The organism is Pseudoalteromonas sp. KS88, assembly GCF_004766475.1.
Lineage (GTDB): Bacteria > Pseudomonadota > Gammaproteobacteria > Enterobacterales > Alteromonadaceae > Pseudoalteromonas.
This window is the reverse complement of sequence record NZ_PYHV01000007.1, coordinates 248,588-264,348: the sequence shown is the minus strand read 5'-3', so window position 1 is coordinate 264,348 and position 15,761 is coordinate 248,588. Positions and strand designations below refer to the sequence as shown.

Below are 15,761 nucleotides of genomic sequence, written 5' to 3'. Positions count from 1 at the left end.
ATATAAAAAATAACTGCCTCTCCCTCCATAAGGAAATATTGTGCACACAGTCAGTAGAATCAAACTAAGAGAACCGACTTTACAATTAGATGAATCAGAACAGCAATGGCCTAGCATTAAAGATAAAAAAACCTATAAACGACAGCTAAAACACTGGCAAACTAAACTTTTGCATGTTCAACAAGCGTATTTTCATCAAGGCCGTCGCACTATTATTGTTTTAGAGGGGTGGGACGCAGCTGGTAAAGGCGGTGCAATCAGGCGTTTAACTCAGCGTTTAGACCCCAGAGGATTTAGCGTTTATCCAATAGCTGCGCCAACGCCTCAGGAACAAGGAAAACATTACCTCTATCGCTTTATGACTAAGCTACCAGCTACAGGAAGTATTGCCATCTTTGACCGTTCATATTATGGGCGTGTTTTAGTTGAGCGTGTGGAAGGGTTTGCGAGTGACGAACAATGGCAGCGCGCATATCAAGAGATTAATGAATTCGAACGCTTATTAATAGATGACGATGTACGTATTGTTAAGTTGTTTTTAAATATTAGTAGTGATGAGCAACACAAACGCTTTGAAGGTCGTTTACAAGACCCTCATAAACGCTGGAAATTAACCAGTGAAGATATTCGTAATCGCGAAAAAAGATGTGAATACGTCACTGCCATAAACGAAATGTTTGCTAATACCGACACTATTGCAGCCCCATGGCATGTTATTGCTGCGCATTACAAATGGTATGCTCGCATAGAGGTGTTAAAAACTGTGGTTAAGCAATTGCGCAAAGGAATAGATATTACACCGCCTAGTTTAGATCTTATTTTAGAGGATATAAACATAGATTAAACCCATGACTGACTTTTCAATATGAAATATTTTTATGTTCTATGACTATTGCTGGTTTTGCATTTACTGCGATGCTAGATTGAAGTGGCTAAAAATTGAATCTCACGCAATGAATTTTAATTTTTAACGTATTAGGTATTTCTTATGACTCAAACAGTGGAACAAATAATGAAAAAAGTAGGATTAGTCGGTTGGCGGGGCATGGTTGGCTCAGTGTTATTAGAACGTATGCAGCAAGAAAAGGATTTTGCCAATATTGACACCACTTTTTTTACAACCTCACAAGCAGGTCAATTAGGGCCTGACATAGCCGGCGCTGCGAAGCCTTTACTTGATGCTACTAGCATTGAAGAACTTGCTAAAATGGACATTGTCATTACGTGCCAAGGCGGTGATTACACTAAAGCAGTCTACCCACAACTTAGAGAGTCAGGTTGGAACGGCTATTGGATTGATGCAGCGTCAGCTCTGCGCATGAGCGACGATAGCATCATTGTGCTCGACCCAGTTAATAAAGACGTAATCGAGCAAGGCCTTGAACAGGGTGTTAAAACCTACGTAGGTGGTAACTGCACGGTTTCATTAATGTTACTTGCTTTAGGAGGTTTGTTTGAGCAAGACTTGATCGAATGGGTGAGCCCTATGACTTACCAAGCGGCGTCAGGTGCAGGGGCTCGCAACATGAAAGAGCTCATTGCTCAAATGGGCTCTATTCACGCCAGTGTTGCTGATAAACTTGCCGATCCGCAAGCTGCCATTTTAGAAATTGATAAGCTGGTAACTGAGCAAATTGCTTCAAGCGATTTACCACAAGATCAATTTGGTGTGCCATTAGCGGGTAGCTTAATTCCGTGGATTGACGTGCCAATGCCATCTGGACAATCAAAAGAAGAGTGGAAAGCGCAAGTTGAAGCCAATAAGATTTTAGGTTCATCAAAGCAACCAATACCTGTAGATGGTTTATGTATTCGTATTGGTGCGATGCGTTGTCATTCACAAGCAATGACTATTAAATTGCGTGAAGACATCAGCGTTGAAAAAGTAGAACAGATCTTAGCCTCTCATAATGAGTGGGTTAAAGTGATACCTAACGAGCGTGATATTACTGCCACCGATTTAACACCCGTTAAAGTAACTGGCACGCTTGATATCCCTATTGGTCGCATCCGTAAACTATCGATGGGGCCAGAGTACATTAGTGCGTTCACTGTAGGTGACCAATTACTGTGGGGTGCGGCAGAGCCTTTACGCCGTATGCTACAAATTGTTGTTGCTAAAGGCGGTTAAATTTACGAGTTATTGATGAGGCCAGCTTTTGCTGGCCTTTTTTATTTACATATTTACCTTTGTATTATTTGCTCAAATAGAACTTCAGCACTATTCTTTTAGAAAGCTCTTTAGGTTTTTTTTATGAATATTTCTAAAAAACTGAAGCTCTCTTTTGCTTCAGCAATAGTACTGCCTTTATTCATTATTGCCGTATTAGTTATTACACAAACTCGGCAGCAAGCTAATGATAACTTTGCATTATTAAGTCAGCGCGAAGCAACGCAAATTGATAATGCTATTGTGATGTTTTTTACTGAAATTGCTAAAAACGTCGATTATCTTGCATCTGATCCCCGCGTTCTTGCTGCTCAAGCAAATGTTAAAACCCACATGGACGCGACCACCTCTGTTGCCCTTAACCATCTTGAACAAAGTACAACAGAACAGGAGGTGTTTAAAGCATATGATCATTTCGGCCTGACTCATCCAGGATTAGCTTATATTTATATGGGTAATGAACAAGGAGGTTACATACAATGGCCTCAGGGTGAAGTTAATGCGCGGTACGACCCACGCGAAAGGCCTTGGTATAAAACTGCGGTTCAAGCGAATGGCGAAACTATTCGCACTAACGCCTATTATTGGGCAATAGACGACATGGTAATCGTATCTACTGTCAAGGCGATTAAAGACAATGGCAACATTGTCGGCGTTCAAGGGATGGATGTATCATTAAATGGCCTTACCGACATCATTGCAGATATTAAGCTAGGAGAAACGGGTTACTTAATGCTGATAGAAGATAGCGGTACCATCCTAGTGGATCCTAAAAATAATGATTATCGATTTAAGAAATTATCCGAGGTTGCCGATGGTAAGTATCAAGCATTAGCCAATAATACAGCCGGCCAGTTTGAGCTTACACTTAATAATACCGATTACCTTGCGAGCATATATACATCTCGTAGTTTAGGGTGGAAATTTATTGCGTTTGTCGAAAAGTCTGAAGTAATGAGCGCTGCAAACACAATCACCCTGTATATTATATTTATTAGTGCCGTGCTGATTGCCGTTTTCATCATAATTGCGAGCTATATCGCAAAACTCATTTCCGCACCTATTGTAGAAGTAAGTGATGGTTTAACTGAAATCTCTCGTGGTGGTGGGGATTTAACACAACGGCTTTCGATTAAAACAAAAGATGAAACTGCTAAGTTAGCGAATAGTTTTAATTTATTCCTTAATCTTATTGCCGATCTGGTAAATCAGATAAACGAGTGTGCGCAAAAGGTGAGTGATACCTCGTTGCAAACATCGTCAGAGGCATCGCAACTAACAAGCTCCACATCACAGCAGCAACAAGCGCTTGAAATGGCGGCGACAGCGATAAATGAAATGGCTGCAACGGCGAATGAGGTTTCAGCCAGTTGTGCGAATGCCGCTGATTTAGCCATGCAAACACAAAAGGCCTCTGAGATTGGTCAGTCTGTAATAACAGAAACAGTGCAAAGTGTTGCATCATTAAGTGATGTTATCACCAAGGCTACTTCAGACATATCGCAGTTGGATGCCGAAAGCGAAAATATTATGTCTATATTAAGTGTAATAAGAGGCATTGCTGAGCAAACTAATTTACTTGCACTTAATGCCGCAATAGAAGCTGCTCGTGCAGGTGAACATGGTCGAGGTTTTGCTGTAGTGGCTGATGAAGTGAGAGCATTATCACAGCGGACATCTGAATCAACAGAGGAAATTGCTGGTCAATTAGATAAATTAAGAACTATGTCAGGCCAGGTTTCAAGTGAGATGAAACGAAGCTTGGAACGTACTGAAAAAACAGTAGGCTTATCTCAGTCAGCGCAGCAGCAGTTTACTGAAATCACTGAATCAATTGTTACTATTAGTGATTTAAATACTCAAATAGCAACAGCTGCTGAGGAGCAGCAGCATGTTGCAGAAGACATCAATCGAAATGTAATAGAAATTAAAAACGCTGCGGATGATGTCAGTGAGATTGCAACCAGTACCAGTGAAAATGGTGACAAGCTCAACGTTTTATCTGACACATTGACCGCTCTTGTAGGCAAGTTCAAAACATAAGGTGATAAATAATAATTACTTACCACCTTTGTTTATCATTTTTTGAGGAGAGCCTTTAATTCAGCGAGTTGCTGCTTAAGTTCGTTCACTTGCCCCTGAGTTGCTGGTAATGAGTTTGTATCAGCTTTTTCTTCCCGTGCGTTGCGGTGCTCTTCAGACATAACCTCTAAAATAGCGCCAACCATCATATTTAAAAATACAAATGCAGTTAAAAAGATAAACGTAAGGTAAAAGATCCAGCTTAACTTATAAACTGCCATTGTTTCGTACATTACATCTGTCCAATCTTCAAACGTTGCAACTCTGAACAATGTTAGCATCGAGATAGATACATCTCCCCACAGTACTGGGTTTATTTCAGCAAATAGCATACTGCCCATAGCAGCATAAATATAGAAAATCACAAACATGAGTAAGGCAATATACCCCATTTGTGGAATCGCTTTAAGTAACGAATTTACTAATAAGCGTAACTCAGGGATCATTGATACTAAGCGTAGTACGCGGAATATTCTGAGTAACCGAGCGATAAATATTGTCGATCCTGCTGCCGGATATAAACTGCCTACCACAATGATAAAGTCAAAAATGTTCCAGCCTTTGGAGAAGAAATCTTTTATACCTTTACTGGCAATGTAGCGAATAACGAGTTCAACAAGAAAAAATACAGTGATCCCTACATCCATCCAGTGCAAAGCAAGCTCGGCTGTGGGATGTAAAGAATAAGTATGAGCGCCTACAGTTAGCGCAGATATTACAATAACGGCAATAACAAATGATTGAAATATTTTACTTTTATCGATACGCTGGAATAGCTCTTGTAACTGCGACAACATCATAATTCAGCCTTAACGGTAATTAATTCAAAACGTGTGCAATATACAGCAAAATCGCGCCGGATGAATTATTTTTTCGGCATAAAACGTAAGGAATTTTTAATGGTTTTCAATACACTGAAGTTGTTATTTAGTGTTTTATTTGTACTTTCTTTATCGGCTTGTACATCTGACAGTCGTTATCATGAGATTCAATCAGCGCGATTAAATGAGTGTAACTACATGGCTGATAAAGAATATCACGAATGTGTAAAGCGCCAAGAAAGCGGTTACGACGAATACAAAAACAATAGGGCTAACGAGCAAGCATCTAAAAATGACAAAAACTGAAAAACGACTCGATAATACACTTCGCAAAATATTGACGACGGCTTGCGAAAATATAAAAGATGCGCAGCCCGAATTCAGCCATCTAACGCATATAATTAATTTGAAAAAGCCTGATAGTACATTACAAGTCACCTGTTTCTTTATTGATGAGCTCGCACTAGCCCAAGCTAGTAGCCAACAGCAATTACCTTTTATTGAAAGAGAGTTAATTGAGCAGCTTCGAGTCGTGGGCTTAAAGCCCCAGACAATTAATTTTTTAGCATTGTAAGGTGCCCATGTTTTCGAATTTAACTCACAAGAAAAAACAAGTCAGCTTATTGGTGCTGGCTTTGGTGTTTTTTATTTTAGGGATATATCAGATCACAGTATCGCCGAATGGCACACCTATACCCATTTTTAGTAATGGGTTTGTCATTGCAATCGCATTTTGGGCTTTTTCACGTCGTTATAGTGCAAAATTTATAGAGAAATATGCGCTTGAAAATGCAATTACTAGAGATAATAACCAGCTAATTGTAAAGCAGGCACCAATACAAAAAGTATCTCAGGTTGATATTACTCGAATCAGCCAAATTACAATCGCAGACAATTACTTCAGTTGTATACTTGATAACAATGGCCAAGGCTATGATTTTCAAATAATTGGTAAAGCGTGTGACATTGAATTGCATTTGGCCTCAATTTTAACCGCGAGTGAACGCGAAGCTGTCATTATTAGCCTTGTTTAATTTGGTATAGTTTTCACATACAGTTATAATCTAGCAAAATAGTAAAAGAGATATATCATGGCTGTACCTACTCGTTCTGAAATTTCCCCGGGCACTGAAGTCAACATCGTTTTAAAGCAAGATCAGCGAAGTGGCACATTAACTAACGGCATTGTTTCGCGTTTATTGACTAAATCACCTAATCACCCTCATGGCATTAAAGTGCAGTTAGAAGATGGCCAAGTAGGGCGTGTTAAAGAGATTATTTCATGAGTGAGTTTACAGAGTCTGATTTTTGGCAATTAGTCACCGTCGATGATAAAACAGCTGATCCCGAATCTGTCACTCAACGTTTAAAAGAGTTACTTGCTGATTTAGATGACGATAGCCTGATTTCATTTGATAAGCAGTTTAGTCTTTGTATGCGTAAAAGTTATACATGGGAATTATTCGGTGCAGCGTTTGTCATGGCAGGGTGTAATGATGAGTATGGTTTTTCTGAGTTTCGTTGCTGGTTAATTTCGCGTGGTGAAAGTGCATTTAACGCGGCAATTGAAAACCCAGACTCGCTGGCTGATTGTACTCCTGTTTACCATTTAAACGAACAGCCATACCCATACTTAGATGAGTACGATCTTATAGCAGGGCTGCTTTATGAAGAGCGTAATGACGATGAGCTTCCATTTGTTCCGTCAGGCCTTGAACAACCAAAGGGTAAACGTTTTAAAGATAAACCTAAATTTTTAAAGCTAGCTTATCCGCAATTATTTGCTAAATATTGGCAGTAAAACATCCTTAATTTTTACTAATTTGCTTACATGGATGTATAAGCATTTAGATAATATACACTGTTACCTTTATCTGTTAATTTATTTCAAATCTTATTTAAGCTATTTATTTCACACATTATTTTTATTTATTAGTTCGTATACGCTTCCTACTTATTTTTATTTTAAAGAATAATAAAAGTTACCCAAAAGAGATAAATATGTTACATTTGTGTGTTTTTTTCAATAAACACAGACTGTAAAATAATAATATACGACATAGGAATGTTATGTATAAATCATTGTCATTAAGCTTAATTGCATTTAGCTTACTAAATTCTTTTAGTACTGAGGCGGCAATTTCGCAGCGGGTAACTAAATCTTCATCACCTGAAGTTCAAACCCTACTTACGCAAAACTTAACAACTGCACAATCCTCTAACAAGTCATACTTCGTTGAGGTTGAAGGTGTAAGCTCTCATCGCCATAAACCATCAAACACGCTTGCAGTTAAAAAAATGCAGCAATACTTTGCTGGTGTGCCTGTTTGGGGGCAACAAATCCGCGTAAAACCTAATAATAACCATATTAGTGGATTTTTTGCTAAGAATATTGAGGCTTCTGCCCTAAAGTTAACGGCTAATACCGAATTTGAAGTATCTCTGGCTGCGGATGCTTTATTACAAAATGCAAAACTCGGAACGGATTCAACTTTTGAGCTTCTTTCAAATGAGCGTTATATTTATATTGATAATGAGCAGGCACATTACGTTAGGTTAATTGAACTTATCGTGCATGAACAAATGAATGAATATCGTCCCATTGCGCTTGTAAGTGAATCTAACTACCGTATTTTTAAACAGTGGAACAATATTCAATCTGCGCATGGTAAGGGTCCCGGCGGCAATATAAAAACGGGTCAATATGAATATGGAACAGACTTTGAAGCACTAGATATTACGCAAGTTGATGATGTGTGTTTTTTAGAAAATGAAAAAGTTAAAACTGTGACGATGGAATCAGGAAATGAGCCGTCAGAAGCTTTTTCATTTCCATGCGACCGCAATACTCATAAAGAAATAAATGGTGCATATTCGCCTTTGAATGATGCGCATGCTTTTGGTACAGCGGTTTTTGATATGTACCAACAGTGGTACAACACCGCGCCATTAACTTTCCAATTGCTTATGCGAGTTCATAATGGCGATGGTTGGGAAAATGCGACGTGGAATGGTGCAGCGATGACTTTTGGTGATGGCGCTGATAATTTTCATCCACTGGTATCTTTAGACATTGTTTCACATGAAGTAAGTCATGGCTTCACTCAGCAGAATTCCGATCTTTTATACTTCGACCAATCAGGTGGTATAAACGAATCATTTTCTGACATGGCAGGGGAAACAGCCGAGTACTTTTTGCGTGGTCAAACTGACTGGCTCTCTGGTGCTGATATCAGTAAAGTGACTCCAGCTCTTCGTTATTTTGAAACCCCATCACTCGATGGTTATTCCATCGACAATGCGAGTGATTTTTTATATGGTATGGATGTTCACTACAGTAGTGGTGTATTTAACCGTGCTTTCTACTTCTTGTCTAACACTGAAGGCTGGGATCCGCGCAAAGCATTTGAAATAATGCTCAATGCAAATCAAAATTACTGGGTAAATTCTACCGATTTTATTGATGGTGCCTGTGGTGCAATAAACTCTGCGATTGATTTATCTTATAATGCTGTCGATGTTATTAATGCTTTTCAAATTGTTGGAATACAGTGTGACAACATTCAATTCATCGATACTGATGCTGATTCAATGGATGATAACTGGGAGTTAGTATATGGTTTGAATCCTAACTCAGCCGATGATGCCTCACTTGATTTGGATCTGGATGGCTTGTCAAATCTTGAAGAATATCTTGCTAATACCTACCCAAATGATTCTGATTCAGATAATGATGGTTTATCAGACTTTGATGAGTTAAATACTTACCTTACTCAACCAACTAATGCAGATTCTGATGCGGATGTTATGCCTGATGGATGGGAAGTGTCTTTTGCACTTAACCCTCTTGATGGTGCTGATGCTCACTTAGACTTAGATGATGATTCATTCACTAACGTTATTGAGTTTATAGGTGGAAGTGACCCCTCCGACTCTAATTCTTTACCGAGCGTCCTTGAACAAGCAATGTTTAATTTTGATGATGGGCAAGTTCCTAGTGAATTTATCTCATCAAATGTTTCTATGCCTTGGTTAGTAACAGAGGTTGCTGGGTCACAAGGTTTTGCCCTTACTAATAACGATATCGGTGACGCACAACAAACCAGCATTAAGTTTAACTTTTTAAGCGCCGAACAACTCTACCTAAACTTCACGTACATGCTTGTAACTGAGGTTGGTTTTGATTTTCTAAGAGTATATTTAAATGATGAGCTAATTTTAGAAGGCTCGGGTTTAATTGATTGGACTTCATTTTCTGCGCCCATTGCTTCAGGCCTCAATGAATTAACATTTACTTATTCTAAAGATGGCTCTGTCTCCACTGACTTGGATGCTGTATTTATAGACAATATCCATATTGGCACTGAATTCTCCGATACAGATAATGACGGTATGGCAGATTCGTGGGAGTTATTACATGGCCTTGATATCTACAATAGTGAAGATGCTGCTTTAGATTTTGATGAAGACGGCTTATCAAACTTATTAGAGTTTTTAAACGGCGGACTTCCTCGCCAAGCGGACACTGATAGCGATTCTATGCCAGATGGTTGGGAATATAATAATGGTCTTCGCCTCACTGATGCGCTTGATGCACTAGAAGACCCAGATAATGATGGCTTTGATAATCAAACCGAGTATTTTGCTCAAACAGATCCACAGCTTGCCAGCTCTTACCCTGAGTCTTTAAATATTTCATCTTCATTTGAAGCGGCAACATTACCACAATGGATTACTCACTCAGAGGACTCATCAGCCCCATGGTTTATAACCAATGGCTTTGCTACAGATGGTGAACAGAGCATTCGAGCTGGAAATATAGATGACTCGCAGTTTAGCCAGTTTACTATTTCAGGTTTATTTGCAAAAGGCATTTTTACATTCGACTATAAGTTAGAATCAGAATCATGCTGTGATAATTTGTTTGTATTAATGGATGGGATTGAAGTTTTTACAAGTCGAAATAGAAACGACTCTGCTACCATATCGGTTAAATTGGAAATACCGGGTGGTCTACATCAGTTATCATTTAAATATAATAAAGATAGTTCCGCGTCAACAGGAGAAGATACCGTTTGGCTTGATAATTTTATTTATTTTTCTGAAACTGATTTAACCGATAGCGATGATGATCAACTTCCAGATTACTGGGAATTAAAGCATGGGCTTGACCGTTTAGACCCATCGGATGCGTTATCTGATCTTGACGATGATGGTCTCTCTGCTCTGGATGAGTTTAATTTAGGAACAAACCCTTCATCAGGTGATTCTGATAACGATGAGCTTGCAGATGGTTATGAGGTTATGCATAACTTACTACCGCTTGATGCATCTGATGCGAACTTTGATGCTGATAACGATAGTTTCACTAACTTGCAAGAGTTTTATGCGCAAAGTAGTGCCAGCGATTCAACATCAACCCCTCAGCGCTTTGAACAGCTTAATGAGAGTTTTGAAGAGGGAAGGTTACCGAATTACTTTACTGAGCTCGCCCTTAATATTGGTACGTGGGAAAGCAATACACACTGGTCCACTGCCGATAATGCTAGTTTAGCATTATCCCAAAATGACGCTAGGGGTATTGCAGGTTTTGCTATTGCAGGAGTTTTTTCTTCGGGCTTTATTACGCTAGATTATCAGACTAATTACACTAATCTTTTAGAAGTCAGTGTGAATGGTACTGTTGTTGAAGCAGAATACTCCACATCTCGTTTATTATTACCTGTTAGTGAAGGCTATAATATTGTAAAAGTTAAATTTGATTTGGATTTACAATACAGTCAGGGCGTATCATTTGACAATGTAATATGGTTCTCTGAACTTGATACAACTGCAGACTTTGATTCAGATGGTTTGCCTGATTATTGGGAATATGAAAATGGTCTTAATGCATTATATTCATATGATGCGAATGATGACCTAGATTATGATGGTTTATCTAATTTAGAAGAATTTAATCTTCAAACTAATCCACGTGTCAGAGATAGTGATGCTGACGGTGTATATGATAGCGAAGATAGTCATCCAAATGATGCAAGCTTAGGTGAAAATCAAGCCCCTATTTTTGGTAATCTTGAACCTATTACTATAGAAGCAGAGTTTGAAAGTACGTATATTCCAAATGTATTTTTGCCTCAGGTTACAGATAATGGACATCTAGAGCCGCAAGTTTATATACAAAATGGATCTTCCTACCCATTAGGAGAGCATCAAATTAGCTGGGTAGCGCGTGATTTTGTTGGTAATGAAACCACTGCGATTCAAACAGTGACGATTGTTGATACTACACCGCCAGCGATCCGAGAGGGATATTATGTTTCTTTTTATGGTAATACCTTAGCGGGGCTTAAAGATGCTATTAGTAATAACTATGTAATTGATGAGGCTGCATCAGGTATTAGCTCGTTGGAAATTGATAGTAGCTTTATCTTCAGAACAGGCAATGTACAAGTGCCTGTAACGGTGACTGATGGTGCGGGCAATAGCACAACCGGTAATTTAATGGCTAGAATTTACCCTGAAGTGAGTATTCAACCGCATACTCAAGTGTACCAAAATGGTAAAATTGTTGTTGATTTGTTCATTCATGGTGAAAGCCCTTCAAGTTATGCTAGCTTTTCTTTGAATATGAATAATCAAAATTATTACTTTTATACCTATTTGTATGGTCCGATCAAAGTTGAACTAGAACGCCCTTCTTCTCAAAGTCCTGCAATTATTAAGCTTAATGGCAACAGTAATGTTTTTGTTGGCAAGAACGACACCAGCACGTTGGTATATTTAGAAGAACAGGCTTCGCCTACGTTAACAGTAGACTTACGTCAAAATGGTAAGGTAATTAATAAACATGTGCAACGTTCATTAAATGACTTCTTTGCAGAAATTAAAATTTTAGGCCTACCTTCATCAACTTCTCAGCATGATCTTGAATTAGAGGTTTCTCCAAATATTGCGTTTACTCAATATCATTCGAGTGAGTCTGTTTGGACTATTAATTTTGATCCAAATACGCTTGATGGCGACATTTTTGAACTATCAGTGACAGGTAAAGTTGATAATGAAGTTGTGGTATCTAAAGTTATTAATTTGCAAGTGATAGACGATGTTTCATTTGATGATCGTGAGGTTGATACCGATGGTGATGGTATACCTGATTTTGAAGAAGGCCTGGGTGATGGTGACAAAGATGGAATTGTTGATTACTTAGATAACTCCGCACTTACTCACACTGCTATATTGGCATCTGGAGATTCTGTACAGAGTGTAGACCAATTCAATCATATATCTGTAGGTACAATTAAGGAAAGCTCAAACAACGGTACTATTGCCAATATGTCTATTAATGAGCAGAGCTTAACTGAATATTTTCCTGAAGTGGATATAGTTGAACCACATTTTCAAGCTAAGAGTGATTTGGTTAACTTAAATATCACCCTTGCAAATATGGCAAGTAGTGCTGAAATTGCGATACCTCAAAGTGTTAATTCACTATTAAGTTCTCACCTGCAAGTCCGTGTATTATCACATATGGGGTGGCAGTCTGTTCCTGCTCTAACGGGAAATGTGTACGATAACCTGTGTTCAGGTTGTGTTGCCTTTGGTATTGTTGATGGCGGTGAGTTTGACCTTGATGGCAAAGTAAATGGTGAAATTGAGGTTGTTGCAAAGTTAGCCGAAGAGAGCCTTAATCAAGCACCTGTATTAAACGCATCAATTCCGCAAAGTATTGATGAGTTAACTGAGGTTGAGCTTGATGCATCAGGTACTGTTGACCCTGACGGTGATACGTTAACGTTTGATTGGAAGGTTGAACATCCACAGCTGTCTATAAGCAATACTGATACTCAGGGTAAAGTCATCCTTAATGTGGCTGAGTTAATAGAGTCAACGGAGGTGATTGTAAACTTAGTTATATCTGATGGGTATGAGCAATTTACGCATGATTTTAAAATTAATGCACTGCATATCAATCAGTTACCAAGTGTTGAGCTCAGTGATTCAACGATTACTGCAGATGAAGAAACTGAAGTTACAGTTACAGCAACAGCCACAGATAAAGAGTCAACTGAACTTATTTATACGTGGATACAAACACAGGGTATTGAGGTCGTACTTGAAAATGAAAACACCAATACACTTAAGTTTGTAACGCCAAATGTATCTCAGTCGACAGAGCTTGCGTTTAAAGTTGTTGTATCTGATGGCGAGGCTGATGTTGAACAAGCGGTTACAGTGACTGTGAACGATGTACCACAAGTTGTTCAGCCTACTAAGTTGGATGATAAGAAAAGTGGCGGTGGTTCATTCGCTCTGATGCTTCTATTGCTTCTGGCAACTTTGGTATTGAGACGGTCGCAGTATAGTCGTTACGGCTAGCATTCAATGAATATTTAACAAATCAAAACCCCTGATATTTATCGGGGGTTTTGCTTTTAGGGTAAAATGATATGGATCTGAAATTGTGTTCTGTGAGTATGTTATGATATTCGTACGTGCAAAAATTATGGTTTTTTTAATGCGTTATTTTAAACTGATACTACTTAGTAGCTGTGTATTATTAACAATTCAGCTTCAGGCACAAGTTGTTTTGCCTAGTAATAAAACAAAGTTTGAAAGCTTATTTAATAGTAAAGCTGGCTCTTACACATTATTAAATGGTGATCCAACCTTTTGTGATTCTGGTCAACTTAAGTGGCTTGATGATACTCAGCCTGATTTAGGTTTTAGCTTAGGTAATTTAATTACATTTAACGGACTTCATAACGGTACACAAACCAATAAAGTGCCCAATTTTTGTTTAGTCACGACTAAATTTAAATACACCAGTGAAGGTATAACCATGGCTCTTCGTCATGACCGGTGTGACAACCCTGAAGACTCACTTGATAGTAGCCAAACACTGCGCTTTTTGGCGGGTAACAAACTACAATACACTGTTGAAGATACGGATGTTATGTGCAATTTTGAGCTGCAGCGTTTATAAATCACATGTTATTTTAGGTAACGCATGCCAACGAGTTGTGTAATGGGGCGATAAGTACTCGCGTTGCATATGCCATGACTGTGTTTGTTGTTGGCTTGCCAATGATAATGTATTACTGCCGTAACGTTTGTTTATAGTATCTAAGCATTGCATAAGCTTGCTATTATCTTTTGACACAGCAAATAAATCTGGTTGTTGAAATTGTACAGAGCTTAACTCTAACGCTCCCACACCACACTTATAAAACTGTATGCCAGGTTGATAGAGTTGATCAAATAACTGATTAACAGCACTGGCTAATACGCAACTATCGGAGCTTGGGGTTGCAAAGTCATAGACTAAAGACTTTTTATAGTAGATTTGTTCGTGTGCGGAGCTTGCAACAAACAATAAAAGCCTTTGAGTGACAGAGCGTTGTTGGCGAAGCTTTTTCCCAACAGTAACGCAGTGGCTTACTAATGCTGTTTTTAATGCTATTGGATCAGTTAACCGCTTACCAAAACTGCGAGTCGAAAATATTTCGCGTTTATCTTGACGTACTTCATCCCAGCTCAAACAAGTTACTCCGTTAAGCTCGTTAACGGTGCGCTCAAGTACGACACTAAATTGTCTTTTTATACGCCGAGGTTCTTGCTGCGCCAAATCAAGCGCTGAATGTATATTCATTAATTTTAATTTTTTTGCAATCCGTTTACCCACACCCCATACATCGCTTACATCCATCATGCCTAGTACGTGTTTGCGTGCGCTTTCATCATCAATAACGGCAACACCATTAAAGCCACTAAGCTTTTTAGCTGCATGATTGGCTGCTTTTGCTAAAGTAGGGGTTGGGCCAAACCCAACTCCTACAGGAAGCTTGGTTTCTTGCCACACGGTACGGCGGATCTGATGTCCATAGTGATGCCAATCACTTATTAAGGGTGTAAAACCGTTAAAGCATAAAAACGATTCATCAATACTATAAATGTGCTGATTGTCACAAAAGCGGCTTATTACATTCATCATTTTATCGCTCAAATCAGCGTATAACTCATAGTTAGATGAACGAACAATCACGTTATGCTTAGCAAGTAAGTGTTTTACTTTAAAGTAGGGCTGAAACTTAGGAATATTTAATTTACGCGCAATAGGGCATACAGCGCAAATACAGCCATCGTTGTTAGTCAGCACCACAACGGGTTTAGTACGGATAGCTGGGTCATATACTTTTTCGGCACTGGCATAAAATGATACTGCATCAACTAGGGCATACATTGGTGTAACTCAGGGCTTAAACGGTGTAGGCGAATTGAGCGCGTGACCACGCCTTCTAATTGAAACTCATCACTGGCTGAAAGCTGAACAGGCCCATAGGCAGGAGATGCTGACAATAACTGTGCGTTAGTTCTATCAAGTAATTTACACACAAATAGGCCATTTAAATTGGCCACAATCACATCGCCATTTTTAGCGTCTTCAGCTCTGTCAACTAACAGTAAATCGCCATCAAAAATACCCACGCCTTGCATTGACTCCCCAGAGGCAACACCGATAAACGTAGCATCTGGGTGTTTTATTAATAATTGATCAAGCGATAAGCCTAATTCTTTGTATTGCGCTGCAGGAGATTCAAATCCACACACGCCAGCTTCGATATAAATAGGGATAACACGCATACTAAAACACACTTAACTGTATATTTGTACAGTATAGTACTTGGCAA

Annotated in this window: 13 protein-coding genes; 10 read left to right on the top strand and 3 right to left on the bottom strand. The window is 38.9% G+C overall.

The features are described 5' to 3' along the window. Positions 1-40 precede the first annotated feature (40 nt). The 3 genes from C7Y70_RS04660 (at position 41) to C7Y70_RS04650 (ending at position 4,213) form a co-directional block, all read left to right on the top strand. Positions 41-844 carry a polyphosphate kinase gene (locus tag C7Y70_RS04660; protein ID WP_135473555.1) on the top strand — a complete coding sequence of 268 codons (804 nt, stop codon included), beginning with the start codon at positions 41-43 and terminating at the stop codon, positions 842-844. Positions 845-988: 144 nt separating this feature from the next. Next, the gene (gene asd / locus C7Y70_RS04655) at positions 989-2,131 is read left to right on the top strand and encodes an aspartate-semialdehyde dehydrogenase (RefSeq protein WP_135473554.1); all 1,143 of its coding nucleotides are present in this window, start codon (positions 989-991) and stop codon (positions 2,129-2,131) included. Positions 2,132-2,254: 123 nt separating this feature from the next. After that, on the top strand, positions 2,255-4,213 hold the full coding sequence (locus C7Y70_RS04650; RefSeq protein WP_135473553.1) for a methyl-accepting chemotaxis protein: 1,959 nt from the start codon (positions 2,255-2,257) through the stop codon (positions 4,211-4,213). A 35-nt stretch (positions 4,214-4,248) separates the two neighbouring features. On the opposite strand, the gene C7Y70_RS04645 is transcribed toward C7Y70_RS04650, so the two are convergent. Next, on the bottom strand, positions 4,249-5,049 hold the full coding sequence (locus C7Y70_RS04645; RefSeq protein ID WP_210114659.1) for an ion transporter: 801 nt from the start codon (positions 5,047-5,049) through the stop codon (positions 4,249-4,251). Between the two features lie 102 nt (positions 5,050-5,151). Between C7Y70_RS04645 and C7Y70_RS04640 the strand changes: the two genes are divergently transcribed. The 7 genes from C7Y70_RS04640 to C7Y70_RS04610 all read left to right on the top strand — a co-directional run bounded on the left by C7Y70_RS04640 (position 5,152) and on the right by C7Y70_RS04610 (position 14,056). Then, positions 5,152-5,379 (top strand): hypothetical protein, encoded by a 228-nt coding sequence (locus C7Y70_RS04640; RefSeq protein ID WP_099293298.1) that lies wholly within the window; start codon positions 5,152-5,154, stop codon positions 5,377-5,379. Continuing rightward, the gene (locus C7Y70_RS04635; protein ID WP_135473551.1) at positions 5,366-5,647 is read left to right on the top strand and encodes a hypothetical protein; all 282 of its coding nucleotides are present in this window, start codon (positions 5,366-5,368) and stop codon (positions 5,645-5,647) included. The genes C7Y70_RS04640 and C7Y70_RS04635 overlap by 14 nt, the downstream gene beginning before the upstream one ends. Positions 5,648-5,654: 7 nt before the next feature. Next, positions 5,655-6,107 carry a hypothetical protein gene (locus C7Y70_RS04630; protein ID WP_135473550.1) on the top strand — a complete coding sequence of 151 codons (453 nt, stop codon included), beginning with the start codon at positions 5,655-5,657 and terminating at the stop codon, positions 6,105-6,107. 57 nt (positions 6,108-6,164) lie between these two features. Next, the gene (locus C7Y70_RS04625; protein WP_099293292.1) at positions 6,165-6,359 is read left to right on the top strand and encodes a YwbE family protein; all 195 of its coding nucleotides are present in this window, start codon (positions 6,165-6,167) and stop codon (positions 6,357-6,359) included. Further along, complete coding sequence (locus C7Y70_RS04620) at positions 6,356-6,874, top strand: DUF4240 domain-containing protein (RefSeq protein ID WP_099293290.1); 519 nt, start codon at positions 6,356-6,358, stop codon at positions 6,872-6,874. Before C7Y70_RS04625 ends, C7Y70_RS04620 begins: the two co-directional genes overlap by 4 nt. A gap of 269 nt (positions 6,875-7,143) precedes the next feature. Then, complete coding sequence (locus C7Y70_RS04615) at positions 7,144-13,449, top strand: M4 family metallopeptidase (RefSeq protein WP_135473549.1); 6,306 nt, start codon at positions 7,144-7,146, stop codon at positions 13,447-13,449. 139 nt (positions 13,450-13,588) lie between these two features. Next, entirely contained in the window at positions 13,589-14,056 is a 468-nt protein-coding gene (locus tag C7Y70_RS04610; protein WP_135473548.1) for a hypothetical protein, read from the top strand. On the opposite strand, the gene C7Y70_RS04605 is transcribed toward C7Y70_RS04610, so the two are convergent. Further along, entirely contained in the window at positions 14,051-15,313 is a 1,263-nt protein-coding gene (locus C7Y70_RS04605) for a Y-family DNA polymerase (protein WP_135473547.1), read from the bottom strand. The genes C7Y70_RS04610 and C7Y70_RS04605 overlap by 6 nt on opposite strands. Next, positions 15,301-15,714 carry a translesion error-prone DNA polymerase V autoproteolytic subunit gene (gene umuD, locus C7Y70_RS04600; RefSeq protein WP_135473546.1) on the bottom strand — a complete coding sequence of 138 codons (414 nt, stop codon included), beginning with the start codon at positions 15,712-15,714 and terminating at the stop codon, positions 15,301-15,303. Before umuD ends, C7Y70_RS04605 begins: the two co-directional genes overlap by 13 nt. Positions 15,715-15,761 lie beyond the last annotated feature (47 nt).

What these genes read in the sequence shown, in the direction of transcription:
- asd (WP_135473554.1), top strand. Translation starts at nt 989, where the DNA reads ATGACTCAAACAGTGGAACAAATAATGAAAAAAGTAGGATTAGTCGGT.
- C7Y70_RS04650 (WP_135473553.1), top strand. Translation starts at nt 2,255, where the DNA reads ATGAATATTTCTAAAAAACTGAAGCTCTCTTTTGCTTCAGCAATAGTA.
- C7Y70_RS04645 (WP_210114659.1), bottom strand. Translation starts at nt 5,049, where the DNA reads ATGTTGTCGCAGTTACAAGAGCTATTCCAGCGTATCGATAAAAGTAAA.
- C7Y70_RS04640 (WP_099293298.1), top strand. Translation starts at nt 5,152, where the DNA reads ATGGTTTTCAATACACTGAAGTTGTTATTTAGTGTTTTATTTGTACTT.
- C7Y70_RS04635 (WP_135473551.1), top strand. Translation starts at nt 5,366, where the DNA reads ATGACAAAAACTGAAAAACGACTCGATAATACACTTCGCAAAATATTG.
- C7Y70_RS04630 (WP_135473550.1), top strand. Translation starts at nt 5,655, where the DNA reads ATGTTTTCGAATTTAACTCACAAGAAAAAACAAGTCAGCTTATTGGTG.
- C7Y70_RS04625 (WP_099293292.1), top strand. Translation starts at nt 6,165, where the DNA reads ATGGCTGTACCTACTCGTTCTGAAATTTCCCCGGGCACTGAAGTCAAC.
- C7Y70_RS04620 (WP_099293290.1), top strand. Translation starts at nt 6,356, where the DNA reads ATGAGTGAGTTTACAGAGTCTGATTTTTGGCAATTAGTCACCGTCGAT.
- C7Y70_RS04615 (WP_135473549.1), top strand. Translation starts at nt 7,144, where the DNA reads ATGTATAAATCATTGTCATTAAGCTTAATTGCATTTAGCTTACTAAAT.
- C7Y70_RS04610 (WP_135473548.1), top strand. Translation starts at nt 13,589, where the DNA reads ATGCGTTATTTTAAACTGATACTACTTAGTAGCTGTGTATTATTAACA.
- C7Y70_RS04605 (WP_135473547.1), bottom strand. Translation starts at nt 15,313, where the DNA reads ATGTATGCCCTAGTTGATGCAGTATCATTTTATGCCAGTGCCGAAAAA.
- umuD (WP_135473546.1), bottom strand. Translation starts at nt 15,714, where the DNA reads ATGCGTGTTATCCCTATTTATATCGAAGCTGGCGTGTGTGGATTTGAA.